Genomic DNA, 25,169 nt, shown 5'->3' with positions numbered 1-25,169 from the left:
AATTCGGCCTACCGATATTGGGAATCGATCCGCATAAATGAGCGCTCCAAGCGCAACAAAATTGTTGCCAAGTGATCTTGCATTTCCTGCCAGCCGATTTTGCGCGCTACATCAAGTCCGGCATGACGGACGAGGGATTTGCAGCCTCTATTCGCAGGCTCAATGCGCGACAATCGCCATATATTCGTCTTGACCTTTCGCCCCCCTGCCCTTAACGCCCCTGACACAAGGTTACTGGCGAATTTGCAGGGGTGTTGACCATGAAAGTTCTGTTGATCGGTTCCGGCGGACGCGAACATGCGCTGGCGTGGAAAATCGCCCAGTCTCCCCTGCTCGATGCGCTTTATGCCGCCCCCGGCAATCCGGGCATTGCCGACCACGCGACGCTGGTGGCGCTAAACGTAGAAGACCACGCCGCCGTCATCGCCTTTGCAAAGGAAAAAGCGATCGACTTCGTCGTTATCGGCCCGGAAGCGCCGCTGGTGGCGGGTCTCGCGGATGATCTGCGTGCCGCTGGCATCGCCACTTTCGGCCCGTCGAAAGCCGCTGCCCAGCTTGAGGGCTCGAAGGGCTTCACCAAGGATCTCTGCGCCCGTTACGATATTCCGACCGGCGCTTACCAGCGTTTCAAATCCGCCGAACCGGCCAGGGACTATGTTCGTGAACAGGGTGCGCCGATCGTCATCAAGGCGGACGGGCTTGCCGCCGGCAAGGGCGTGACCGTGGCGATGACGGAAGCGGAAGCGCTTGCCGCCATCGACGAATGTTTCGATGGCGCTTTCGGCACGGCCGGCGCAGAGGTGGTTGTGGAAGCCTTTCTCGATGGCGAAGAAGCGAGCTTCTTCTGCCTTTCAGACGGCAAGACGGCGCTGGCGCTCGCCACCGCGCAGGATCACAAGCGTGTCGGCGATGGCGACACCGGCCCGAATACCGGCGGCATGGGTGCCTATTCCCCCGCCCCTGTGATGACATCAGCCATGGTGGAGCGCACCATGAAGGAGATCATCGAGCCGACGATTTCAGGCATGGCCAAGGACGGCAATCCCTTCTCGGGCGTGTTCTTCGCCGGCCTGATGATCACCGCCAAAGGCCCGGAACTGATCGAATATAATGTGCGCTTCGGCGATCCCGAGTGCCAGGTGCTGATGATGCGCCTCAAGAGCGACCTTCTGCCGATCCTCTACGCCACCGCCACCGGCACATTGGACAAGGTGCAGGCGGAATGGCGCGATGATGCGGCGCTGACTGTCGTTCTGGCTTCCAAAGGTTATCCCGGCGCTTACGACAAGAACACGCCGATTGCCCATGTTCCCGAGGCGAGCGCGGAGGCGAAGGTCTTCCATGCCGGAACGGCACTGAAGGACGGCAAACTCGTCGCAACCGGCGGACGTGTGCTGAACGTCACCGCCTTTGGAAAAGACGTGACGGAGGCGCAGGCACGTGCCTATGCACTCACGGACAGGGTTGAATGGGAAAACGGCTTCTGCCGCCGCGATATCGGCTGGCAGGCCGTGGCCCGGGAAAAGGCCTGATACTTGCAGCAAACGGTGAGGGAGCGAATATTTCGTTCAATTTTTACCAAGTTTGCTGACCCGATGGAAACGAAAGACCAGTAATATTTGCCCGAATATTGAATGACGCGCCGTGCCTGAGCCACGGGTTTTGCGGTTATTTCGGGGGTTTTTCGATGCGTCGTCTTCTTTTGACAGCCATTATCGCGCTGACCAGCGGGTCGGCCATGGCGTCTTCCATCGAATATATCAATGGCGTGCATACCAGCAATGGCAGCTTCATTCGCCGTGACTGCACGGACTGCGAACCGGTGAAGGACAAAACCACAGCGCAGGGTTATACCATTCCATCGATCGAGCCGGGCACGCAACACACCGAAATGCGCGAAGTCGACGGCAAACGCACACTCATCCGCACCGAGGCATGGCTCGGAGGTGCGCCGGTTACCTTCGTCAGCACCAATCCCGCATGGATGCCGGAAACCTCCAGCTCCGCAATCGCAACCTATGACGATGCCGAACCCATGGCGCATCCTCAAGAAACGGTTTCGACACCTGCCGGTATCGACGTGACGACGACGACCGCCGGCGTCAAGGAAATCTCTACCGATAATGCCGCAGCTCCAGCCAGCGCTTCGGTGGTCGCCGCACCCGAATTCCCGGATTTCAAATTGCGTGGCAACTGACGGCAGCACTAGGCGCACCTTCCTGACAAACGTCAAATAATCGCGTCATTGCTGTATTTATCGTAAGTCTCGGCAACCATTCGGGGAATAATATATTTTCCGGCCGTTATTCGGTCAGCCAAGCTGATAAAGCTTTCGCTAATTAAATATTTATTCAAATTTTTGGTCGCTAAGTGACTTCATGGTGCAATGCAGCACAATATGAGGCCTGGGGCGGACGCTCGCTTTTCAGGTCCATCACCGCGCATCAGGCGCCCTTTCCATTTCCGAAACTTCGGCAGCTCGCGGCCTTTCAAGGCCGCGACGCAAAACGTTTGTGAGCGCCCATGAAGAATCTCTCCATCTCCCGTCAACTGATCGTGCTCGTGGTGGCCCTTATGGCCGCTTTCTCCGTAGCGACCTTTTACCAGCTGAAATCCGCCACCGATGCGATCTATGAGGAACGCTACGGCATGCTGCGGACGCAGGTGCAATCGGCCATTTCCATTCTGCAATCCTTCCATGACAAGGAAACGGCCGGAACGCTGTCGCGGGAAGAAGCCATGAAACAGGCTTACGCCACCGTCAGCGCCATGCGGTTCACCCCTGATGGCTATCTGTTCGGTTACGACTATGACGTGACGATGAAGTTTCATCCCGATGCCAAGCGGGTTGGCGAAAACTACAAGGGCAAACCAGACAGCAAGGGCTTCGCTTATCGTGACGAGCTGGTGCGGCTTGGCCGCAATGGCGGCGGCCAGACGGATTTCTACGGTCCGAAGCCCGGCATGGAAGGCAATGACTACGCCAAGAGCTCTTACGCACTTGCCTTCGAGCCCTGGCAGGTGGTGGTCGTGACCGGCGTCTATATCGACGATCTGAACGCGCAGGTTCGCGGCGAGGTGATGAAGGCGCTGTCCATCGGTGCCGCCATCTTCGTGCTGGCGCTTGCCGCCGCCTTCTATGTCATCCGTGGCATCTCGAAACCACTCGGCGATATTCACCGTGCGCTTGGTGAAGTAGCCAATGAAAACGTCTCGCTCAAAATCCCCCATACCGGTCTCACCAACGAAGTGGGCATGATGGCCAAGGCCACCGCTTCGCTGCAGGACAAGGTGCGCGAGCGCCACGCCATGCAGCGCCGGCAGGAAGAACAGCAGAACCAGCTCGACACCGAGCGCCAGAACAATCTCGACATGCAGCGCGACGAAGCCGCATTGCAGGCCCGCGTCGTCACCACCATCGGCGAGGCGCTAGAGAAGCTGGCGGGCGGCGATCTGACCGTGCGTTGCGGCGATCTCGGCAACCGTTATGCGGCGCTGCGTGACAATTTCAACGAGGCCCTGACCCATCTCGACGCCGCCATGGCCAAGGTGAACTCCAAGAGCATCGATATTGGCGGTTCCAAGGAGGAAATCCGCAAGGCCTCCAACGAGCTTTCGCAGCGCACCGAACGGCAGGCCGCGAACCTCGAAGAAACCTCCGCGGCGCTGGACGAATTGACCGTTGCAGTGCGCCAGACGGCCGAAGGCGCTGCCGACGCCGCCAAACGCGTCACCACGGTCAGCTCGGAGGCCATGCGCAGCGACCGGGTGGTGGAAGAGGCGATATCAGCGATGAGCGGTATCGAACAATCTTCCGACCAGATTTCGAATATCATCGGCGTGATCGACGACATTGCTTTCCAGACCAACCTTCTGGCGCTGAATGCCGGTGTGGAAGCAGCACGTGCCGGTGAAGCCGGTAAGGGTTTTGCCGTGGTGGCACAGGAAGTGCGCGAACTGGCGCAGAAATCCGCCGCCGCCGCCAAGGAGATCAAGGACCAGATCGCCCGTTCTTCCGCCCAGGTGGAAAACGGTGTGCGCCTTGTCGGTGAGGCCGGCGATGCGCTGAAACGCATTTCGGACCAGATCAAATCGGCGAACGAGATCGTCAGCAAGATCGCCCATTCGGCCGCCGAACAGGATACGACATTGCGCTCGATCTCCTCATCCCTCAACCAGCTCGACGTCGCCACCCAGCACAATGCCGCCATGGCGGAAGAAACCACGGCTTCGGCCGAAGCGCTGGCCGTGGACACCGAAGAACTGCTGAACCTCATCCGCGGCTTCCGCGTCTCCTCCGGCCACCAGCTTCACGGCATGGCAGAGCAGATGCGTATGGCGGGGTGATCCGAACAGTCTCATGCGATTGAAACAAAAATGCCGGGCACAGACCCGGCATTTTTATGTGCTCTCCAAAACGTTCTCCACATATTCGGCGTCATCCTCGGGCTCGACCCGAGGACCCATGGCCAGATTGCATTGTGGATCCTCGCCTCAAGGGCGAGGATGACGGCAGGGAGTATTTGCGACGTCGAGAAGCTGGCGATGCCGTGTTTGCGGCACCTCATTTCAGCGGGTCAGCGCATCGAGACGATCGATATCAGCAGGTGAAAATACGGCAATACCGGCTTTTTCGAGCAGCGCCGCCGTCACGCCGTTGCCCGGATGTTTAAGGCCGGAGAACGAACCGTCATAGATCGCAACCGAGCCGCAGGATGGGCTGCCATCGATCAGCAGCGCATGGGTGCAGCCATTGGCTTTGGCAAATGCCAGCGCCTTTTCCGCACCGGCGATAAATTCCGCCGTGACATCGCCGCCGGTCACCTCCAGCACTCGGGCGCGGCCCTCCAGCACATCGAGACCGGAGGCACCATTTTCGATTTCCGCCGGCGGGCGCGGAACGGGCATGCCACCCGCCATTTCCGGACAGATCGTCACCAGCCTGCCCTCACTTCGCCAGCGCTCTATTGCGGGGTGGGATAGGGGTTTGCCCTTGCCATCGTAGCGGACGGGCTGGCCGAGGAGGCAGGCGCTGATGAGGATTTTGGGAGGCGTTTGGGTCAATTGGGAGCCATTCTGTGAGAGTCGCGGTTGCTGCTTACCCCCCTCTGTCCTGCCGGACATCTCCCCCTCAAGGGGGGAGATCGGCAAGAAGCTGGCTCTCTGCAAAAATTCGCAACCTCAAAGATCACCGAGAGGTCGCCACGATTCGATCTCCCCCCTTGAGGGGGAGATGTCCGGCAGGACAGAGGGGGGTGAACCAAGTACGCTGACATACCCGGCCACCCAATCCATCACCCCGTAATCTTCGAGAAATCCGCAACCGTACCGGTTGCCTCGCGGATGGCCTTCAGCAGCGCCAGACGGTTGGCGCGGATGGCCGCATCCTCGTCATTGACCAGCACATCCTCGAAGAACTTGTCGACCGGCGCACGCAGCGTCGAAAGCGCCTGCATGGCCGAGCGGAAATCCTCACCTTCGACAGCCTTCGCGGCATCGGCAGAGGCAGACTTGATCGCCGCGTAAAGCGCCTTTTCGGCGTCGAGCTTCAGCAGCTCTTCAGAGACGCCATCGGCAACCACGGTGCCCTTCTTTTCCTCGGCGGCCAGAAGCTGGGTGGCGCGCTTGGCGCCCGCCAGCAGGTTACGGCCATCCTCGCCGGTGATGAAGGCGGTAAGCGCCTCGACACGGCGGGCGATCATCAGCAGGTCGTCGGATTCCGGCGTCAGGACGGCGTCGATCAGATCGTAACGGGCGCCGAGGTCGCGGAGATAGACTTTCAGGCGATCATGGAAGAAAGCCAGAAGGTCAGCCTCCACTTCGAACATGACGTCATCTGGGTTTTTCGCGAAAGTCACGTTTTCCGTAACGTGCTTTAGCCATGGTTCGAAAATGTCCGCTATTGGCAGCCGAACATTCCGCTCCAGAAGAATCCGCACCACACCCAGCGCCGCACGGCGCAGAGCGAAGGGGTCCTTCGAACCGGTGGGCTTTTCATCGATGGCCCAGAAACCGACGAGAGTATCGAGTTTGTCGGCCAAAGCGACCGTGATCGCCACCTTGTCGGCCGGCAGGCGATCCGAAGGGCCTTGCGGCTTGTAGTGGTCTTCGATGGCCGCGGCTACACTTTCGTTTTCGCCCTGCAGCGCCGCATATTTGCGGCCCATCAGGCCCTGAAGCTCAGGGAATTCGCCGACGGCTTCGGTGCGCAGGTCGGCCTTGGCCAGCACCACGGCGCGGTCCACCAGCGCTTCATCGGCACCAACGACGGGGGCCAGCGCCTTTGCCAGTTCACGGATGCGGGCAACGCGTTCGCCCTGAGAACCGAGCTTGGCATGGAACGTCACGTTCAGCGCATCGAGCTTCGCCATGCGCTGGTCGAGCGGCTTGTTGAGATCGAGGCCGAATTTCGCGGCCGAATCCTTCAAGGTGTCGAGATCGGGCAGATCGCCCTGGTCACGGTTCCAGAAATGGCGGGCGTCCGACAGGCGGGCGCGCACGACCTTGCCGTTGCCGTGGATGATTTCCTTGCCGCCATCGCTTGCCTCGATATTCGAGATCAGGATGAAACGGTTGGAAAGGCCTTCTTCCGCACCCTGATTGCGGGTGACGAAACACTTCTGGTTGGTCTTGATGGTGAGGCGGATGATTTCCGCCGGGATCTGCAGGTAATCTTCCTCGAAGGTGCCCATCAGCACCTGCGGCCATTCGACAAGGCCGGAGACTTCTTCCAGCAGGCCTTCGTCTTCGACCAGATCGAGACCATTGGCGAAGGCCAGGTCCTTGGCGTCATGCAGGATGATATCCTTGCGGCGCTCGGCGTCGAGAATGACCTTCGCCTTTTCAAGGCTCGAGACATAGTCCTCGAAACGGCGCACGGTGATCGGGCTAGGCGCATGGAAACGATGGCCATAGGTGACGTTGCCGGCGACGATGCCGTCAATCACGAAAGGAATGACCTGCGTCTCGTCATGTTCGGGGCCGAACAGGCAGACGATGGATTGCAGCGGGCGCACCCAGCGCAGGCTTTCGGAGCCCTTGCCTTCGATGCCGGCGTAGCTGGAACCCTTCGGCATGGAGGCCGGGCCGGAGCGCATGGATTTCGGCCAGGGGAAGGAGCGGATGATGCCGGGCATCACCTCGGCAATGATCTCTTCTGCCGGGCGGCCGGGCTTGTTGATGATGGCGACGTAGAAATCGCCCTTCTTCGGGTCGGAAACAACCTGGGCTTCCGAGATATCATTGAGACCGGCGCCGCGCAAAAAGCCTTCGATGGCCTTTTCATTGGCGTCGGTGCGCGGGCCCTTCTTTTCTTCGCGCACATCAGCGGAGCGGGCGTTGAGGCCGCGAATATCCAGCGTCAGGCGGCGCGGCGTCCAATATTCGCGCGCGCCCTCATAGGTCAGCCCTCTCTCCACCAATGCATCGGTGACGAGTTTCTTCAGATCGCCCGCCGCCTTGCGCTGCATGCGGGCGGGGATTTCCTCGGAGCGAAGTTCAAGCAGAAGATCGGGCATGGGATAAGGACTTTAATCTGTTGCAAAAGAGTGTCGCGGACTTAGCAAGACCAGCGGCAAAAGTCACCAGCTATCGGTTAAATTACCGCCAGCGCGCATCACCAGCCGCCGCCACCACCGCCGCCGCCGCCGGAGCCCGAAAAACCGCCGCCGCCGCCACCGCCCGAAAAGCTGGAATTGGACGAACTGACGGGTTGTGGGATGGTGGAGGCGATGGTGCTTGCCATGGAGGTGGAAAAGCCGCCGATCCTGTCGCCGAAGCTGCCGTAATTGCTGCCCAAATACCAGCCGGGCGCATAACTTGCCACGGCGGCACCGGCGGCAGCTGTCGCGAGCCAGGTCTCGAAGGTGCGGCTCCAGGGCTTTTCGACGCCGAGCGCCACGGCATAGGGCAGCAGCGTCTCGAAATGTTGCGGCGACATGGCGGGAGCGCTCGCCATGTTCATCCGGTCTTTTTCCGCCAGCGTCAGATAGGTTCTGAGGCCTTCGATGCCGTCCATAAGCTTGCGGCCGAGCGGCGTCGGCGCGCCCATCAGGAACAGGAACAGCGCATTGGTAAGCACGATGCCGCCGATGGCGGCCAGCGCCAGAGACTTGGTATCATGCGTTACATCCAGCAGGATTTGCGTGGCGATGCCGCCGATGACCGAGAAAGCCACGAAACCGGCAAAGGCCAGCATGACGATGCCGCCGATGCGCTTTTTCAGCGATGCGCCGCGTGAGAACTGTCGGCCGATACCGATCGACAGGATGCTGAAGAAGAAAGAGAAAAAGCCGAATATCAGGATGGCGGCAATGGCGCTTTCATCGAGATCACCAAACACCAGCGTCGCGACGATGATGGCGATGCTGAGGAAGATACCGAAAACGATATAGCCGGCATTGCTGTGGTAATATTTGCCGCGATGTTCCTTTTCTATCGCCGCGCGGAACTGCGTACCGACCTTTTCGACTTCCGCCCCATGCGCCTTATCGATGGTCAGTACCTTGCCCGCACCGCCGATGGCGGAAAGCAGCGTCTTCTGCCCGGTTGGCAGATCGGCGGCGGTTGCCTTTTCCGTGCGGCGGATGACGATGGAATTTTTCAGATCTTCCAGAACGACATAGCCTTTGACCGCCAGATCAAGGGCCGAGGCGGAGAGCGCCGTCCAGCCCGCGCCGGAAAAACCGCGGTTATCGACATAATTGACCAAAGCCGGGGAAAGCCCCTCCGGCGCATCCCAGCGCGGCACCACCACGCCTTTGGCCGGATCACGGCCTACCGCAAACCACGCCCGCAGATGATACAGCAACACGGCGAAAAGCCCGCCGCCGGAAAGCAGGATGGCCAGATTGTCGCGCAGCCACCAGCCCGCCTCCTGCGAGGTATCGGGTGCTGCAATTGCGCCCTTCGGCAGCTTGACGGCAATCGTCATGCCCTCGCCCACCGTAAACGGGCGGGTGGAGGCGAAGAACACCTCGTTGCCTTCGCTGAGGATGCGGGCGTCCTTGCCTTTTGCACCGAGTGGTCCGGTAAAGACGTTGGTGTCTGTCGCCTTAACGCCCTCAGGCAAAACCACGGTCGCGGAAATCTCGCCCATCGGGAACTGCCAGCCATTGCCGGTGACGTTCCAGGTCAGCTCGTCATAATCGCTGAAATAACGGATTTGCCGGGCGGTGGTGTAAGTGATCTGGAAGATGTGCTCGCCGGTCGGCAGAAAACGCTCGGCGCTGCCGGTATAGATGCGAATGCCGCCATCGATAGTTTCGGTACGCCAGTTTTCCGGAGCTCCATCGCGCTCCACAGAAACGACGTTGAAATCCACCTTGGTGCGGCGGTTACTCGCATCCAGCGCATAAAGCGGGAAATCGCGGAAGATGCCGCGCTTGATGTTCTGCCCTTCGGCGCGCGCGGTGATGGTTTCCGTCACCGCCAGCTTGCCATCCGCCGCCACCTCGACGACGGAATGATAGGAGCGGATGAATTCTTCCGCCAGGGCCGGAAAGGCCGCGCCCAGGAAGACGAACAGCGCGAGAAGTCTTGCGGCGATGGTCTTCACGGGGCGTTCCCTCCTCAATACATTCAGTGCTGCGGTTCGGCAGCGCTTTCCTTTTCCGTGTACTCGACGCCGAGCGAGGCGAGCTCTTTCCAGTAAGCCGGATAGGTCTTGCCCACGCAGGCAGGGTTCTGGATGGCAATGCCGCCGATCTTCAGCGCCGCCAGCGCAAAACTCATGGCGATGCGGTGGTCGGCGAAAGTATCGATGGAGGCATTCACCGTCTGGCCCGCCAGCGCCGGATCGGAATGCACGATCAGGTCGTCGCCTTCCTCATGCGCCAGACCGCTACGGATTTCGTTGAGCCCGAGCGAGACGGCGCGGATGCGGTCACATTCCTTGACGCGCAGGTTGGCGATGCCGACGAAGCGCACCGGCGTTTCGTTGAAGGCAGCGAGGACCGCGATGGTGGGAATGGCGTCCTGCATCTGCGAACCGTCGATTTCGGCGGGCAGATGCGGAAACTTTGCCATGACCTCATAGGCCTTGGCATCCGGCTGGGTGAACTTGTCGGCGGGCGTGCCGATATCGATCGCGCCGCCGGTCAGCAGTTCCGCACCCCAGAGATAGGTGGCGGCGGAGGCATCCGGCTCGATGTGGAAATCGGTCGCGGTATAACCCGTCGGATGCACGCGCCAGATGGCGTTGCTGACCCGCTCCACCTTGGCGCCGAAAGCCTCCATGGCCGAGGTGGTGAGGTCGATATAACCTTTCGCGCCGATTTCCTCGCCCTTGAGGATGATATCGACCGGCTTGTCGCCGCAGGCGGCGGCCATCAGAAGTGCTGACACATATTGGCTGGAAAGGTTGGCATCGATGGTGACGCTACCCTTGGGGAAACCCGTGCCCTTGCCGCAGACGGTGACGGGCGGGCAGCCGGTCGGTGCCTCCGCTTCGACACCGAGGGAGCGCAGCGCCTCCACCAGCGGCATGATCGGGCGTTTGCGCATGTGCTCGTCACCATCGATGATGACGGCACCATCGACAAGTGCGGCAGCGGCGGTGAGGAAGCGCGTGGCGGTACCAGCATTGCCGAGGAAAAGCGGCTTTTCCGGCTGTTGCAAAACGCCCGTGCCTTCCACCACGAAGGTCGTCGCATCAGGCTCGGTTACCTTGACGCCCATCTCGCGCAGGGCTTCGGCCATATAAAGCGTGTCGTCGCTCTTCAGCGCCCCGGTCAGGCGGCTTTTGCCCCTGGCGAGGCCGGCGAGCAGAAGCGCGCGGTTGGTGATGGATTTGGAGCCGGGCGGCTCGACCTTGCCGGAAAGCGGGTGGCCGGGCGGGGTGATGGTCAGTTCGATCATGATCGTCGTCTTGTCAAAGAATGCGGCACGGAGCCGGATTATCGGAATTTGAGCGGGAGGTTTTAAACCGTCAGAGGAACGGCGTCCTCAGAATTTCACCGTCGGCACAGCGCGATCGGCTGGATTGTCGATCTCGAAATAAGGTGCCTTGGCAAAACCGAACTGGCCGGCGACCAGATTGGACGGGAAGCTCTCCACCTTGACGTTGAGATCGCGCGCGGCACCATTGTAATAACGGCGCGACATCTGGAGCTCGCCTTCGATGGTTTCAAGCGAGCGCTGCAGTTCCAGAAAATTCGTGTTGGCCTTGAGGTCGGGATAGGCTTCGGCGAGTGCAAAGAGTTTACCGAGCGCCTGCGACAACAGGCCTTCCGCCTGTGCACGACCCTCGACATCGCCCGCCGGCACGGCCTGCGCGCGGTTGCGCATGGCGATCACCTCCTCGAAGGTGGTTTTTTCATGCGCGGCATAACCTTTTACGGTCTCGATGAGGTTGGGGATGAGATCGGCGCGGCGTTTCAGCTGCACGTCAATGCCCGACCACGCCTCTTCCTTCATCTGCCGCGCCTTGACGAGGCCGTTATAGATGAAGACGACATAAAGCGCGATTGCCGCGATGATTGCCAGCGTGATGAACATTCCCGACCCCTCCTCAAGAGGCGCGGACGCCATGAGCGGCATCCGCACGTTAGACTGTTGTCCGCCTTAGATAGATCGTCAGGCGGCCCTGTTCCAGTTCAGCCCACCCGCATCCGTCAGCAGGAAGGCTTCGCCGCAAGCTTTCGCCAGCGTGCGTACGCGCAGAATATAGCTCTGGCGTTCGGTAACCGAGATCACGCCACGCGCATCCAGAAGGTTGAAGACGTGGCTTGCCTTGATGCACTGGTCATAGGCCGGGAAAACGCACTTGTGCAGGCGCTGGTTGTCGTTGTCACCGGGCGCACCGGCGGCGAGAAGCGCCTGGCATTCCTTTTCGGCGTCGATGAAATGGCGATGCAGCATGGCCGTATCGGCAAATTCGAAGTTGTGGCGGGAATATTCCTGCTCGGCCTGCAGGAAGACGTCGCCATAAGAAATCTTCTCTTCACCCTCGCGGCCGTTGAAGTTCAGGTCATAGACGTTGTCGACGCCCTGAACATACATGGCCAGACGCTCCAGACCATAGGTCAGTTCGCCGGCGACCGGCGAGCATTCAATGCCGCAAACCTGCTGGAAGTAAGTGAACTGCGACACTTCCATGCCATCGCACCAGCATTCCCAGCCAAGACCCCAGGCACCGAGCGTCGGGCTTTCCCAATCGTCCTCAACGAAGCGCACATCGTGCAGCAAGGGATCGAGGCCGATCGCCTTCAGCGAACCGAGATAGAGTTCCTGCAGGTTGGAAGGGTTGGGCTTCAGAATGACCTGATACTGGTAATAATGCTGCAAACGGTTGGGGTTTTCGCCGTAACGGCCGTCGGAAGGGCGGCGTGACGGCTGCACATAGGCGGCCTTCCACGGCTTCGGTCCGAGTGCGCGCAGCGTCGTCGCCGGATGAAACGTGCCCGCGCCCACTTCCATATCGTAAGGCTGCAACACCGCGCAGCCCTTGTCGGCCCAGTAATTATGCAGCGTCAGGATCAGCGCCTGAAAGGAACGCTTCGGGTTCATATGGTCTGGAATATCGGTCATTGCAGTCATCGCGGCGTTAGGAGGACAAGTAAGCACTGACTTACTTCGGATGCGGACTGGTGCCACGGCATGGCCTGAGGGTCAAGGTTTTATGCGAAACGGCGACCCGCAGCAGTGGGGGATCAGCCCGCCGCCTCCGCCCGTGAACTTGCGATGCCGCGATCTGCGAACTTTCTGAAAAGCCTGATGACAGGCTTTTCAAACAGAATATGCGCCGCAATAGACACAGCCAGCGCAACAACAACGATCACGATGCTCGCCGCAAAGCCCGGTGCTATGACCTTCAGGACGATCGAAATGACCAGCCCGTGCAGGAGATAAAGCGCATAGGAGGCGTCGCCGACAATTTCGAAAGGCTTCAGCCACGCTTCAGGCCAGCCACCGGCTCTTTCGATCCAGACACAACCCGCGACGAGCAGAAAGGCAGGCAGGCCCCAGCTCACGATACGCAAAAGACCAAATTGCTCACCGATACCCGCCGCAAAAGCAAACCCGACAAAAGACAGGGCGAGAGCGGCGATACCACTGCGCATGCTCGCAAAGGCAATCCGAGACAGGATAAGCCCGGCGAGGAATTCCAGCAGCAGGGGCGATGCCCAAATCTGCATGAATGGCGATTGCCAGTCCGCCAGCTGCCCCACGGCCACCATTGCCGACAGGATGACGACGGTTACGGCGATCGGCGCGCGCAATGCAAGACCCAGCGCGAATACAAGATAGAAGAATATCTCCATATTCAGCGTCCAGCCCACCAGCACCAGCGGCGTCACCTGGCCCGCAGCGTTGACATAGGGGACAAAGAGCAGTGATTTCCAGAGATGTTCCATCGTGAAGGTGAAGGTGGAAAACACCCCGGCCAGTGCGCCAAGGCACATGACGAATGTGATGGCCCAGTAAAGCGGCACGATACGGAAGAGACGATGGCGCAGGAACTTGCCGGGTGGCGACTTGTCAGCGACCAGCCCCATGACAAATCCGGATATAACGAAGAAAACATCCACTCCGGCTGCGCCGATCGTGAAAGGCGTGCCGGCAATGTGGAAAAACATGACTGCCAGCGCTGCGACTGCTCGCAAAAACTGAATGGAATGAACTTTCTGCAAAAAATACCCCGTCCAGCAAGCTCGTGCGCGGCTTCAGCCGGCCTTGGGCGAAGCGCTGCAGATCGATCTCAAATATCGGGGACCAGTAGTTGCATAAATCCGGCAAAAATACTTGCAGAAATTGGGGTATATCTGAACAAGCTGCTTTTTGGGTTAACTTGTGACTTACCACCCAATGCCGGCGAAACGCCTCGCTTCGTGCCCGCGGTTACGCATCATCCTCGCGTTTGACGCGATATTCGCCCGTCTCGGGGTCCTTGATCAGCGTGCCGATGGCGCCGGTCTCGCGTTCCTTTTCGCGCTGTTTCGATTTTGCGGATAGCTTTTGCGCGTCGCGCACAAAGCGGCGGTAAAGGATGATGGATCCCACCACCAGAAGGATGATTGTAATCAGCTGCGCCATAAGGCCCTATTCCCGCGATATCAAAGACCGAAACGCGACCACAATGCCTTTTCTTCGGCAACCTCCGCAAGTCCCGAGACTGCGCCTGCAGCGAGCCTTTCGCCATTCAGGCCGAGTGCCGCATTCACGCCCGGCACCTTTTTGCCGAACAGGGTGCGCCCGCCGCTGACGAGCTGAAGCTTTATCTTTTCGCCGTAACGGCGGCGCAACACCTCGCGCATGTCGCCCAGCCCGTCGATCAGGCCGATATCGAGGCCACGCATGCCGGTCCAGAACAGGCCGGAGAAGATCGTCTCATCGTCGATCAGCTTCGCGCCGCGGCGCATCTTCACCATATCGATGAAAACATTGTGGATTTCGACCTGAAGCGACTTCAGGTAATCGATATCGCCTTCCTTTTCCGGCTGGAAGGGATCGAGGATGACCTTGTTTTCGCCGGCCGTGTAGACGCGACGCTCCACGCCGATCTTCCGCAGCATCTCCGGAAAACCGAAACCGCCGGAGACGACGCCGATCGAGCCGACTATGGAGGTGGGGTCGGCAATGATCTCATCACCGGCAAGCGCGATCATGTAGCCACCGGAGGCCGCCACATCCTCCACGAAGATCAGGACTTTCTTTTCGTTTTCCTCGGCAAGCTGGCGGATGCGATTATAGATCATCCGCGCCTGTACCGGCGAGCCGCCGGGAGAGTTGAGCGAAATGGCGACGGCCGGCGCGTCCTTGATGGCGAAGGCCTTTTCAAGCAGCGGCGCATAGGAGGCTAGATTAAGCGCAGGACGAAACTGGCTGCCGCCCGCCATGATCGCGCCATGCATGCGCACGACAGGGATGACGAGTTCTTTTTTGCGAAAACGTTTCGGTACCAGATACTTCAAAAAACCCACAACTCAATCCTCGCAGCATTTGCCTGTTCGTCAGGCATGTATGTATCGCCCGGGAAAACACAATGGTGCGGCCGGCGGAACGGCGATATTTATAAGCCGGCTCTGATTGCTTTTACATTACGGCGATAGGCGATGCGGCCATTGTTCAGGTTGTCCACGAATGGGGTAAAGGCGTGGCTGTCGGCCTCATGCATGATGAGCGGCGAGCGGAATGACAGCTTCGCCCGCGAGCCTTTGATGGCCGTAACCAGCATGCGCACCGCGTCCTCGCCAGGACGTGGATGGATGAGGGTAATCTCCATGCCGCCGAAGCGGCTGCCGCAGGCGGCAATGACGTCCGCCACCGATTGCGGCCGTGCAATCAGCGACAGCTGCCCGCCCGAAACCATGATCGCCCCTGCGGTTCTGATCCAGTCCTCGAACAGGCCCTCCGTCATGGCATGGGCTTCGGCCTTCAGAGCATCCGGCGTGCGGCGGTCGCCCGCATCATTATAGGGCGGGTTCATGATGACATGGTGAAAATAGTCATCGGGCAATCCTGCCTCGACACGCGCTTTCGCCCGCAGGGTCACGTCGGCCTCGCGCACGCTTACCCGAGCGGAAAAAGCAGCGTTTTCCGGTAGCAACAGGCTGCGGCGGGCAAAATCCGCCATTTCCGGCGAGCGTTCGTAAAGCGTTACCTCGGCTGTCTCCAGCCGGGCGGCAACCGCAAAACCCGCCGCACCTGCACCCGCACCGAGATCGGCTATCCGGCAGGGGCGGTCATCCGCCACCAGCGAGGCCAGAAGCATGGCGTCCATGCCGGCGCGGTGCCCCCTGCCCTTCGGCTGAAGGATGTGAAACCGGCCCCGGTGAAAGGCGTCAATCGTTTCGGAAATATCGTCGCCCACGTCGCCTTAAGCCTCTTCGCCCCGCAACTCGTCCCCCAGCCCGGCATCGATGAGGATGCGTCGGCCCTCATCGGCACGATCCTCTTCCACAAGGAACCTTCGGGGCAAAAGACCGAGCGAACCTTCCAGAATGCTCATCGCCTGATCGGCAACAAGGCAGTGGATGCCGGCGTCCTTCATCAGGCTTTCAGCGAAGGAGAGCAGCACGGCATCGTTGGTACGGATCAGTTCACGCATGGATAAGCCCTAAATTCCCATCTTTTTGAATGGCTAGCGGCAATTCGCCCCTTGCCGCGCAAGGCGCCAGTTTTTATTGTCGAATTCAAATTCGAACAGGAGTCCTGTCCCTTGGGCGTCGTCATACCGCTTGAAGAAAGCAAAAACAAACTCGCATCCGTCAAGCCGCTTGTCGACCTGACCCGCCCCGACATGGAACGGGTGAACCAGCTTATCCTCTCCAAGGCGGGTTCCGATGTCCAGATGATACCCGAGGTGGCCAACCATCTGATCTCATCCGGCGGCAAGCGCCTGCGGCCGATGCTGACGCTCGCTTCGGCCTCGATGTTCGGTTACGAGGGTGATCACCACATCAAGCTCGCCACCAGCGTGGAATTCATGCACACGGCGACGCTTTTGCATGACGATGTGGTGGATGAAAGCGACCTGCGCCGCGGCAAATCCACCGCCCGCACCATCTGGGGCAACCAGGCAAGCGTTCTCGTCGGCGACTTCCTGCTCGGCCAGGCCTTCCGCATGATGGTGGATGTCGGCTCGCTCGACGCCCTCGATGTGCTGTCCACGGCCGCTTCGGTCATCGCCGAGGGCGAGGTGCTGCAGCTTTCGGTCGCCAAGAACATGGAAACCACCGAAGACGATTATCTGCAGGTGATTCGCGCCAAGACGGCGGCCCTGTTTGCGGCTGCGGCGGAAGTCGGCCCGATTGTCGCCAAGACCGACAAGGCAACCCGCAGCGCGCTCAAATCCTACGGCATGAATCTCGGCCTCGCCTTCCAGCTCGTCGATGACGTCCTCGATTATGGCGGCAAGTCCGCCGATCTCGGCAAGAATACCGGCGACGATTTCCGCGAAGGCAAGATTACGCTGCCGGTCATCCTTTCCTATCGTCGCGGCACGCAGGACGAGCGCGCCTTCTGGCGAAACGCCATCGAAAAGGGCGAAAGCAGCGATGAAAACCTCGAAAAGGCGCTTGGCCTGATCACCAAATATAATGGTCTTGGCGATACGATCGGCCGCGCCACACATTATGGCACCATTGCCCGCGATGCGCTGGCGCCGCTGCCACAGAGCCCGTGGAAAAATGCGCTTCTGGAAGTGATCGACTTCTGCATCGAGCGTCTGAACTGAGGCTAAAGGCCCACGCAAACGGCGGATGGACAGGACCGTCCGCCCGATGTTTCGGGTCGGATTTTTCGCAAGGCGCGATTGTGGCCGGGCCATAATTTCTTGCGGGGTTGCTTCAAAAAAGCCATTCTATCGTGACCAAACAATGGAAACTGATTTTTCCGTGCATTCGCACAAAGGCAAAGGTTCCCTCATGCGGCGTAAACCAGCACTCCGTCTTCTCTGCAGCGCGGCTCTTGCCGCTGCTCTCGCAATCGGCGCGGGCGCAAGCCCCGGCCTTGCGGAGACAAAGGCGAAAACGGAAGAGAAGGCCGTTACGTTCGATCCGGCCAAGGTGAACACCTTCTCCGGCGCTTTCCTTGCCGGGCGCAATGCCGATGTCGATCAGGACTATCCCACCGCGATTTCGCTCTACAAGAAGGCGCTGGAATTCGATCCGGCCAATTCGGAAATCCGCCAGCGGCTGATGATCGCCGAACTTCTGAGCGGCAACTTCGAGGCTGGCGCCAAGATCGCCGATTCGATGAAGGACGATACGTCCGTCGAGCGGGTGACGACCATCGTGCGTGGCCTTGACGCCATCAAGGACAAGGAATTCACCAAGGCCGAGAAAATCCTGAAATATACCGGCCCGAACGATCTTGACCGCATGGTCAACACGCTTTTGACCGCATGGGCGCGTGCCGGTTCCGGCAAGCCGAAGGAAGCTTTGGCGCTTGTCAACAACATGAAGGGCCCGGGCTGGATTTCGATCTTCCAGAAATACAATGCGGCGGCCATCGCCCTTGTCAGCGGCAATATCGATGCGGCCCGCAAGAGCCTCAACGAAGCGGTGACGGATCGCGAAGGCGGCGCAACGGCGTCCGATACCTATATGCGCGCGGTGATGGCGCTGGCACGCCTCGAGGCTTCCGCCGGCAACAGGCAGAAGGCGCTGGACGCGATTGCGGTCGGCGATACTTTCGCGCCGAATTACGCGCCGTTGAAAGCGCTTCGCGAAGCAATCGAAAAGGGTGAGAAGCCGGAACAGCAGATCACCAATGCGGTGGAAGGCGCCGCCAGTGTCATGTTCTCGATTGCCGGGGCATTGAACCGTGAAGGCGCCGAGGAAATCGTCACGCTTTATCTGCAGACATCACGCGCGCTCGATCAGAAAAGCCCCGATACGCTTATTCTTCTCGGCGGGCTTGCTGAAGCCATGAAGCAGCCTGAACGCGCCATCGTGTTTTACCGCGATGTGCCGAAGGATTCGCCAATGTATCGCATCTCCGAGCTGCAGCTCGGACTGACGCTGGCGCAGACCGGCAAGGTGGATGAGGCGCGCCAGCACCTCAAATCCCTGCTCGAATCCGACCCGAAGGACGTTCGCTCCTACCTCGCTTATGGCAGCGTGCTTTCGGACGCCAAGGACTACAAGGCCATGGCCGAAAACTACGACAAGGCCATCGAGGTGATCGGTGCCGTGCCGCAGAAATCCGACTGGTCGGTGTTCTTCCAGCGCGGTATCGCCTATGAGCGCCTGAAGGAATGGGACAAGGCCGAACCGAATTTCAAGCGGGCGCTGGAACTGAACCCGGAACAGCCGCAGGTGCTGAACTATCTCGGTTATTCGTGGGTGGATAAGGGCATCAATCTCGACGAAGGCATGAAGATGATCAGCCGCGCCGTCGAGCTTCGCCCGAATGACGGTTATATCGTCGATTCGCTTGGCTGGGCGCATTATCGTCTCGGCGCTTTTGATGACGCGGTGACCGAACTGGAGCGGGCAATCGAACTCAAGGCCGGCGATCCGACCATCAACGACCATCTTGGCGACGCCTATTGGCGCGTGGGCCGCAAGATCGAAGCGGTCTACCAGTGGAACCGTGCGTTGATCGGCGACAGCGATGACGTGGACAAGGCCAAGGTGAAGGAAAAGATCGCCAACGGCCTGCCGCCTCTCGAAAAGGATGCCGAAAATACCGCCAAGAAGGACGTCGCGCCGCAACCGCCGGCTCCTCCGGCACCGGCTCCTGTGCCTGCCCCGGACAAGAAATCCTGATGCCGCATGCGTGTGCATGAGGTTTCCGGGGCGGCCGAGACCATCGAGGCGGCCCCGGCAAAAATCAATCTGGCACTGCATGTGACCGGCCAGCGGGCGGATGGTTACCATCTGCTCGAAACGCTGGTGACATTCACCGAGGCCGGCGACACCATTCGCATTCGTGACGCCGATACCGACACCCTCTCGATCTCCGGCCCTTTTGGCGATCTCCTGCGCACGGACGATGGCGGCGATAATCTCGTCACCCGCGCCCGGGACAGGCTGCGTGATGCGCTTGCGGCCACGGGTCAGTCAGGCCGTCCGGTTGCCATTCACCTCGAGAAGAACCTTCCGGTCGCCTCCGGCATCGGCGGCGGTTCGGCCGATGCGGCGGCGACGCTGCGGGCGTTGTTGCGACACTGGCAGGTTACGATTGAGCCGGAAAGGCTGGCATCGCTCGCGCTCACACTCGGCGCGGATGTGCCCATGTGCCTTGAAAGCCGGCCCCTCATCGCACGCGGCATTGGCGAGGAGATCGAACCGGTCTCCGATCTGCCCTGCCTGTTTCTGGTTCTCGCCAATCCGCTGAAAGCCGTCGCGACACCGGATATATTCCGACGCCTGCAAAACAAAACCAATCCCCGCCTGCCGGCACATGCGACAATTGGCTGGGTGGATTTTCTGGCGCAAAGCCGCAACGATCTGCAACCGCCCGCGCAGACATTGCTGCCGGAGATCGGCGAGATCATCGGCATGCTGTCACAGGAAGGTGCCGCGCTTGTCCGCATGTCCGGTTCGGGTGCGACCTGCTTTGGGGTTTTCCATTCCTTCGATGCCGCCTGCAAGGCGGAAACATCGCTTCGGAAGAAACGCCCCGGCTGGTATCTTCAGGCGACTAGAACCATTTGAGGATTAGGTCATGGCAGGCGAAAGACCATTCATTCCCCTCGGCATTGCGGTTTTGACCGTGTCGGACAGCCGCACGCTGGAGAATGACAAATCCGGCGATACCCTCGTTGCAAGGCTTGAGGAAGCGGGACACCGCCTCGCCGCCCGCGCCATCGTGCCGGATGACCGGCAAGCCATTTTCAACACGGTGCGGGACTGGACGCTTGCCACCGGCGTAGACGTGGTGATCACCACCGGCGGCACCGGCTTTACCGGCCGCGACGTGACGCCCGAGGCGCTGGAACCGCTGTTCGAAAAGCGCATGGACGGTTTTTCCGCGCTTTTCCATCGCATTTCCTATGACAAGATCGGCACCGCCACCATCCAGTCACGCGCAACCGGCGGCGTGGCGAACGCCACCTTTATTTTCGTGCTGCCCGGCTCACCGGGTGCCTGCAAGGATGCCTGGGACGGCATTCTGAAAGCCCAGCTCGATTATCGCCACCTGCCCTGCAATTTCGTGGAAATCATGCCGAGGCTGGATGAACATTTGAAGCGTGGGGGTGGTGGGGTTTAGAGCATCCCCTGAGATTGGACCAAAGGTGCGTGGGGCTTCACCACCCTCTGCCCTGCCGGGCATCTCCCCCTCAAGGGGGGAGATCGACTCGCGGCTAGGTCTAGACAATCTCAACGTTGAGAGTGAAGTGGCGGTAGCCCCTCCTGCCGATCTCCCCCCTTGAGGGGAGATGCCCGGCAGGTCAGAGGGGGTAAAGCCCCACGCGCCCTTGATAATGACCAACATCCGGCGCCGCCAAAAACCCAATCACGCCAGATATTTCTTGAAAAACTCCACCGTCCGCCCCCAGGCGAGATCGGCGGCCGCCTTATCATATCGCGCCGAGGACGTATCGTTGTTGAAGGCATGGTTGACGCCGTCATAGACGAAAATCTCAAAGGTCTTGCCGTTTTCCTCCAGTGCCTTCTTATAGGCATCGATACCGGCATTGATACGTTCATCGAGACCCGCATATTGCAAAAGCAAGGGCGCCTTGATGGCTGGCACGTCGGCCGCCGGGGCCTGCTGGCCGTAATAGGCGACGCCGGCATTGAGGCCGGCCGATTTGGTGGCGAAACGGTTGACCAGCCCGCCGCCCCAGCAGAAGCCGACCGCGCCGACCTTGCCGTTGGCCCCCTGCCTTGCCGCAAGCCAGACCCGGCCCGCTTCGGCATTGGCGACGGTCGCGTCCATATCCAGGCCGCTGAACATCTGCCGCGCCTTCTCCTCATCCGGGGGCGTGCCGCCCTGCGGCGAGAGGAAATCGACGGCCAGCGCCCGGAAACCGGCAAGCGCTACACGCCTTGCCACATCGCGGATATGGTCGTTCAGGCCTCGGTTCTCGTGGATGACGATGACGGAGCCGATCGGCCCCGATACCGATTTCGGCGTGACGAGATAACCCTTCATCTCACCACCCGGAGCGGGATAGGTCACGTCCTCCGCGACGATCCCCGCATCGTCAGGTGCGACGATGGCGGCGTGGGCGCTGTTGGCTGAAAGGAGCGGTGCTATGGCCGCCGCAGCCGCGCCCGAGCCGGCGAGCAAGGTGAGCTTTTCCATGAATTTGCGGCGGTCGAGGCTGAGATGGGTGTATTCATCGTAAGCGTCGATCATGGCCTGCGTAATCTTGGGCTTGTCCATCGCCTGTCCTCCTTGAACGCGGATGTGACGGGCAGGATAACGCAGATCGCCCTGCGGGGAACGCAGCGGGCGGCGGCGGCGCCACACTTTTGCGTGAGCGCCGCAGGCCCTGCCATTTGCTTCAGGCGGCGAGGTCCACGACGATACGGCCGTCGATCTTGCCCTCTTCCATGCGATGGAAGATATCGTTGATATTTTCCAGCTTGTCCCAGGAGAAGTGGGCGGCCACCTTGCCTTCACCGGCGAAGGTCAGCGCCTCCTCCAGATCCTGGCGTGTGCCGACAATGGAGCCACGCACCGTGATGCGCTTCAACACCGTGTCGAACACCGGAATGGAGATGAAGCCCGGCGGCAGGCCGACAAGCGCCATGGTGCCCTTGGAGCGCAGGAAGCCATAAGCCTGCTCCATGGCCTTCGGCGAAACCGCCGTCACCAGCGCGCCGTGGACACCACCGGTTGCCTTCTGCACCTGCTCCACCGCGTCAGGCGCACGGCCGTTGACGGTGACATCGGCTCCGAGTTTTTTCGCAAGCGCCAGCTTGTCATCGAAAATATCAGCGGCAACGACATGCATGCCCATGGCCTTGGCATATTGCACGGCCATGTGACCAAGGCCGCCAATGCCTGAAATGACCACCCATTCACCGGGCCTGACTTCGGTTTCCTTCAGACCCTTATAAACGGTGACGCCGGCGCAAAGCACGGGTGCGGCCGGGCCAAAATCGAGATTATCCGGCAGGCGGCCGACAAATTTCGGATCGGCAAGGCCATATTCGGCAAAGCTGCCATTAACGGAATAACCGGAGTTCTTCTGGCTCGGGCACAAGGTTTCCCAGCCGGTGCGGCAGGGGATGCAGCAGCCGCAGGCGGTGTAGAGCCAGGGCGTGCCGGCGCGGTCACCTTCCTTGATGCCGGTGACGCCAGCGCCGATTTTTGCGACATAACCGGCACCTTCATGGCCGGGAATGAAGGGCGGGTTGGGTTTGACCGGCCAATCGCCCGTTGCGGCGTGCAGGTCGGTGTGGCAAACGCCCGTCGCCTTGTAGTTGATGAGAATCTCACCGGGGCCGGGATCCGGTATCGCCACTTCCTCGATGGTCAGCGGTTTCCCAAACGCGCGGACGACGGCTGCCTTCATTGTTTTTGCCATGACATACTCCTCAATCTCTGCTCGCCTGAAATCCTCGACGGCGGGCAGAGATTAGCGGGGATGGGGCGTCATGGAATTGACCCATCGCAAATCGGCTTATTTTGGAGGCGTCGACTGTCTCACTTATGGAGCAACCTGACGATGCTGTTTCATTCCAGAGCCAACCAGATGGCGAGCCAGCCCCACAGGCAGACCACAAGCGCAAAGCCGATACCGAACAATGCTCCGCGCTGACGCAGGCGGTTGCTGGTGACATGAACATAGGAATGGGCGTAGCGCGAAAGCACGAACAGCCAGGCCAGCACGATGGTGACGATATTGTCCGCATCGGTGATGTAAAGCAGCAGGCAGGCGATGTGGAACAGGACAGGCAGTTCGAACTGGTTGGCGATATTGCGGTTCACCAGATAGCTCTCGCGCGCCTCTTCGCCCCGGTCGCGCAGCTTGATCGCCGATTCGCGATCCTTGAAGGTGTATTTGTTACGCCGAACGATCAGCAGGCCATAGAGCCAGAAAACGAGAAAGACATGGGCGATCATCGGCCAGAACATTGCGGTCGTTGGTGACATGCTTTCTCTCCCAATCGTGAAAACGCCCCCCGATCCGGCTGGAATCGGGGAGCGCCAAATACTCAGTCTATCTTTTACGGATTCGGTTCGAAAGATCAAACCGCGCCGGGATAGTTCGGGCTTTCGCGGGTGATCGTCACGTCATGGGCGTGGCTTTCACGCAGGCCCGCGCTGGAAATGCGCACGAAGGTGGCGCGTTCCTGGAATTCCTTGATGTTGCTGCCGCCGACATAACCCATGGCGGCCTTGAGGCCACCGGCCAGCTGGTGCAGAACGCCGGAGACCGGCCCCTTGTAGGGCACCTGACCTTCGATGCCTTCAGGCACGAGCTTCAGCGTATCGCGCACTTCCGCCTGGAAATAACGATCAGCCGAACCGCGGGCCATGGCGCCAACGGAGCCCATGCCGCGATAGGCCTTGAAGGAACGGCCCTGATAGAGGAACACTTCGCCCGGGCTTTCATCCGTGCCGGCGAGCAGTGAGCCGATCATGACGGCGGAAGCGCCGGCGGCGATGGCCTTGGCCAGATCGCCCGAGAACTTGATGCCGCCATCGGCGATGACGGGAATATCGGCAGCGTTGGCCGCTTCCACCGAAGCCATGACGGCCGCCAGCTGCGGCACGCCGACGCCAGCGACGATGCGCGTCGTGCAGATGGAACCGGGGCCGATACCGACCTTGACGGCGTCAGCACCGGCATCGATCAGCGCCTTGGTGCCATCGGCGGTCGCGACGTTGCCGGCGATGATGCGAACCGAGTTCGACATCTTCTTGACCTGCGAGACGGCATCCAGCACGCGCTGCGAATGGCCATGTGCTGTGTCAACGACCAGAAGGTCGACGCCGGCATCGATGAGGCGCTCGGCGCGCTCGATGGCATCGGCACCAACGCTGATGGCGGCGGCGGCGCGAAGGCGGCCCTGCGCATCCTTGGTGGCGTTGGGGTTCAGCTGCGACTTCTCGATATCCTTGACGGTGATGAGGCCGACGCAATTGCCCTTGGGGTCTACAACCAACAGCTTTTCGATGCGGTGCTTGTGCAGGAGCCGGCGCGCTTCCTGCTGATCGACGCTGCTTTCCTTGACCGTGACCAGGTTTTCGCGGGTCATCAGCTCATAGATTTTCTGCTGCGGATCGGAGGCAAACCGCACGTCGCGGTTGGTCAGAATGCCGACGAGGCGGCCGTTCTTGTGGCCGCCGGCACCGCCGTTTTCAACCACCGGAATGCCGGAAATGCCGTGCGCCTTCATCAAGGCCTGTGCTTCGGCAAGCGTCGCATCCGGGCCGATCGTGACCGGGTTGACGACCATGCCGCTTTCGAACTTCTTCACCTGCCGGACTTCTTCTGCCTGTTCGATGGGGGTCAGGTTGCGATGGATGACGCCGATGCCGCCGGCCTGGGCCATGGCGATGGCGAGACGGCCTTCGGTGACCGTATCCATGGCGGAAGACAGGATTGGCAGGTTGAGATCGATATCACGGGCGATGCGGGTGGCGATATTCGTCTGCCCCGGCATGACTTCGGAATGCCCGGGCTGCAGCAACACATCGTCAAATGTGAGAGCGTCCAAACCAGTGGGTGTTTGAATGATGCGTGCCATGACCAAATTCCTTCATACTGAAAATGCGTGGCCGTCCCGGAACGAAAAGTTCACCCCGGCGCCCTG

22 protein-coding genes are annotated in these 25,169 nt (G+C 60.3%); 7 read left to right on the top strand and 15 right to left on the bottom strand.

What is annotated here, in order from left to right:
* The first annotated feature begins 260 nt into the window (after positions 1 to 260).
* The 3 genes from purD (at position 261) to EXN68_RS13180 (ending at position 4,347) form a co-directional block, all read left to right on the top strand.
* A complete protein-coding gene (gene purD, locus EXN68_RS13190) occupies positions 261 to 1,532 on the top strand; it encodes a phosphoribosylamine--glycine ligase (protein WP_142841234.1) in 1,272 nt (423 codons plus the stop codon).
* Positions 1,533 to 1,687: 155 nt separating this feature from the next.
* Positions 1,688 to 2,197 carry a plant virulence effector HPE1-like domain-containing protein gene (locus EXN68_RS13185; RefSeq protein ID WP_142841232.1) on the top strand — a complete coding sequence of 170 codons (510 nt, stop codon included), beginning with the start codon at positions 1,688 to 1,690 and terminating at the stop codon, positions 2,195 to 2,197.
* Between the two features lie 326 nt (positions 2,198 to 2,523).
* Positions 2,524 to 4,347, top strand: coding sequence for a methyl-accepting chemotaxis protein (locus tag EXN68_RS13180; RefSeq protein ID WP_142841230.1), 1,824 nt, complete (start codon positions 2,524 to 2,526; stop codon positions 4,345 to 4,347).
* Positions 4,348 to 4,569: 222 nt separating this feature from the next.
* Here EXN68_RS13180 and EXN68_RS13175 read toward each other — a convergent pair whose 3' ends face one another.
* The 11 genes from EXN68_RS13175 to EXN68_RS13120 all read right to left on the bottom strand — a co-directional run bounded on the left by EXN68_RS13175 (position 4,570) and on the right by EXN68_RS13120 (position 16,048).
* Positions 4,570 to 5,064: a 2-thiouracil desulfurase family protein gene (locus EXN68_RS13175; RefSeq protein WP_142841330.1), complete on the bottom strand. Its 495-nt coding sequence runs from the start codon at positions 5,062 to 5,064 to the stop codon at positions 4,570 to 4,572.
* A gap of 230 nt (positions 5,065 to 5,294) precedes the next feature.
* Complete coding sequence (gene glyS / locus EXN68_RS13165; protein WP_142841228.1) at positions 5,295 to 7,517, bottom strand: glycine--tRNA ligase subunit beta; 2,223 nt, start codon at positions 7,515 to 7,517, stop codon at positions 5,295 to 5,297.
* A 98-nt stretch (positions 7,518 to 7,615) separates the two neighbouring features.
* Entirely contained in the window at positions 7,616 to 9,556 is a 1,941-nt protein-coding gene (locus EXN68_RS13160; protein ID WP_142841226.1) for a DUF2207 domain-containing protein, read from the bottom strand.
* Between the two features lie 23 nt (positions 9,557 to 9,579).
* Positions 9,580 to 10,857, bottom strand: coding sequence for a 3-phosphoshikimate 1-carboxyvinyltransferase (locus EXN68_RS13155; protein WP_142841224.1), 1,278 nt, complete (start codon positions 10,855 to 10,857; stop codon positions 9,580 to 9,582).
* A gap of 87 nt (positions 10,858 to 10,944) precedes the next feature.
* Complete coding sequence (locus tag EXN68_RS13150; RefSeq protein ID WP_006313108.1) at positions 10,945 to 11,496, bottom strand: LemA family protein; 552 nt, start codon at positions 11,494 to 11,496, stop codon at positions 10,945 to 10,947.
* Between the two features lie 78 nt (positions 11,497 to 11,574).
* Complete coding sequence (locus tag EXN68_RS13145) at positions 11,575 to 12,537, bottom strand: glycine--tRNA ligase subunit alpha (RefSeq protein ID WP_035218800.1); 963 nt, start codon at positions 12,535 to 12,537, stop codon at positions 11,575 to 11,577.
* A gap of 113 nt (positions 12,538 to 12,650) precedes the next feature.
* The gene (locus tag EXN68_RS13140; protein ID WP_142841222.1) at positions 12,651 to 13,631 is read right to left on the bottom strand and encodes an acyltransferase family protein; all 981 of its coding nucleotides are present in this window, start codon (positions 13,629 to 13,631) and stop codon (positions 12,651 to 12,653) included.
* A 208-nt stretch (positions 13,632 to 13,839) separates the two neighbouring features.
* A complete protein-coding gene (locus tag EXN68_RS13135; protein WP_046800646.1) occupies positions 13,840 to 14,034 on the bottom strand; it encodes an NfeD family protein in 195 nt (64 codons plus the stop codon).
* A gap of 20 nt (positions 14,035 to 14,054) precedes the next feature.
* Positions 14,055 to 14,921, bottom strand: a complete 867-nt coding sequence (locus EXN68_RS13130; protein WP_161991324.1) for a S49 family peptidase — start codon at positions 14,919 to 14,921, stop codon at positions 14,055 to 14,057.
* Positions 14,922 to 15,010: 89 nt separating this feature from the next.
* Positions 15,011 to 15,811 (bottom strand): tRNA1(Val) (adenine(37)-N6)-methyltransferase, encoded by an 801-nt coding sequence (locus EXN68_RS13125; RefSeq protein WP_142841220.1) that lies wholly within the window; start codon positions 15,809 to 15,811, stop codon positions 15,011 to 15,013.
* Between the two features lie 6 nt (positions 15,812 to 15,817).
* On the bottom strand, positions 15,818 to 16,048 hold the full coding sequence (locus EXN68_RS13120; protein WP_142841218.1) for a putative signal transducing protein: 231 nt from the start codon (positions 16,046 to 16,048) through the stop codon (positions 15,818 to 15,820).
* A 111-nt stretch (positions 16,049 to 16,159) separates the two neighbouring features.
* Here EXN68_RS13120 and EXN68_RS13115 point away from each other — a divergent pair, with 111 nt between their 5' ends.
* The 4 genes from EXN68_RS13115 (at position 16,160) to moaB (ending at position 20,661) form a co-directional block, all read left to right on the top strand.
* Positions 16,160 to 17,176, top strand: coding sequence for a polyprenyl synthetase family protein (locus tag EXN68_RS13115; RefSeq protein ID WP_035219036.1), 1,017 nt, complete (start codon positions 16,160 to 16,162; stop codon positions 17,174 to 17,176).
* Between the two features lie 142 nt (positions 17,177 to 17,318).
* Positions 17,319 to 19,214, top strand: a complete 1,896-nt coding sequence (locus EXN68_RS13110; RefSeq protein WP_161991323.1) for a tetratricopeptide repeat protein — start codon at positions 17,319 to 17,321, stop codon at positions 19,212 to 19,214.
* A gap of 6 nt (positions 19,215 to 19,220) precedes the next feature.
* Positions 19,221 to 20,105 carry a 4-(cytidine 5'-diphospho)-2-C-methyl-D-erythritol kinase gene (locus EXN68_RS13105; RefSeq protein WP_142841214.1) on the top strand — a complete coding sequence of 295 codons (885 nt, stop codon included), beginning with the start codon at positions 19,221 to 19,223 and terminating at the stop codon, positions 20,103 to 20,105.
* A 10-nt stretch (positions 20,106 to 20,115) separates the two neighbouring features.
* Positions 20,116 to 20,661: a molybdenum cofactor biosynthesis protein B gene (gene moaB, locus EXN68_RS13100; protein ID WP_142841212.1), complete on the top strand. Its 546-nt coding sequence runs from the start codon at positions 20,116 to 20,118 to the stop codon at positions 20,659 to 20,661.
* A 246-nt stretch (positions 20,662 to 20,907) separates the two neighbouring features.
* On the opposite strand, the gene EXN68_RS13090 is transcribed toward moaB, so the two are convergent.
* The 4 genes from EXN68_RS13090 to guaB all read right to left on the bottom strand — a co-directional run bounded on the left by EXN68_RS13090 (position 20,908) and on the right by guaB (position 25,103).
* Positions 20,908 to 21,783: a dienelactone hydrolase family protein gene (locus tag EXN68_RS13090; RefSeq protein ID WP_142841210.1), complete on the bottom strand. Its 876-nt coding sequence runs from the start codon at positions 21,781 to 21,783 to the stop codon at positions 20,908 to 20,910.
* Positions 21,784 to 21,904: 121 nt separating this feature from the next.
* On the bottom strand, positions 21,905 to 22,933 hold the full coding sequence (gene adhP / locus EXN68_RS13085; RefSeq protein WP_110755438.1) for an alcohol dehydrogenase AdhP: 1,029 nt from the start codon (positions 22,931 to 22,933) through the stop codon (positions 21,905 to 21,907).
* Between the two features lie 149 nt (positions 22,934 to 23,082).
* On the bottom strand, positions 23,083 to 23,484 hold the full coding sequence (locus EXN68_RS13080) for an MAPEG family protein (RefSeq protein ID WP_161991334.1): 402 nt from the start codon (positions 23,482 to 23,484) through the stop codon (positions 23,083 to 23,085).
* A gap of 113 nt (positions 23,485 to 23,597) precedes the next feature.
* On the bottom strand, positions 23,598 to 25,103 hold the full coding sequence (gene guaB / locus EXN68_RS13075) for an IMP dehydrogenase (RefSeq protein WP_142841206.1): 1,506 nt from the start codon (positions 25,101 to 25,103) through the stop codon (positions 23,598 to 23,600).
* Positions 25,104 to 25,169 lie beyond the last annotated feature (66 nt).

The organism is Martinezella rhizogenes, from assembly GCF_007002745.1.
Lineage (GTDB): Bacteria > Pseudomonadota > Alphaproteobacteria > Rhizobiales > Rhizobiaceae > Agrobacterium > Agrobacterium cucumeris.
This window is presented reverse-complemented; position numbering and strand designations above follow the sequence as displayed.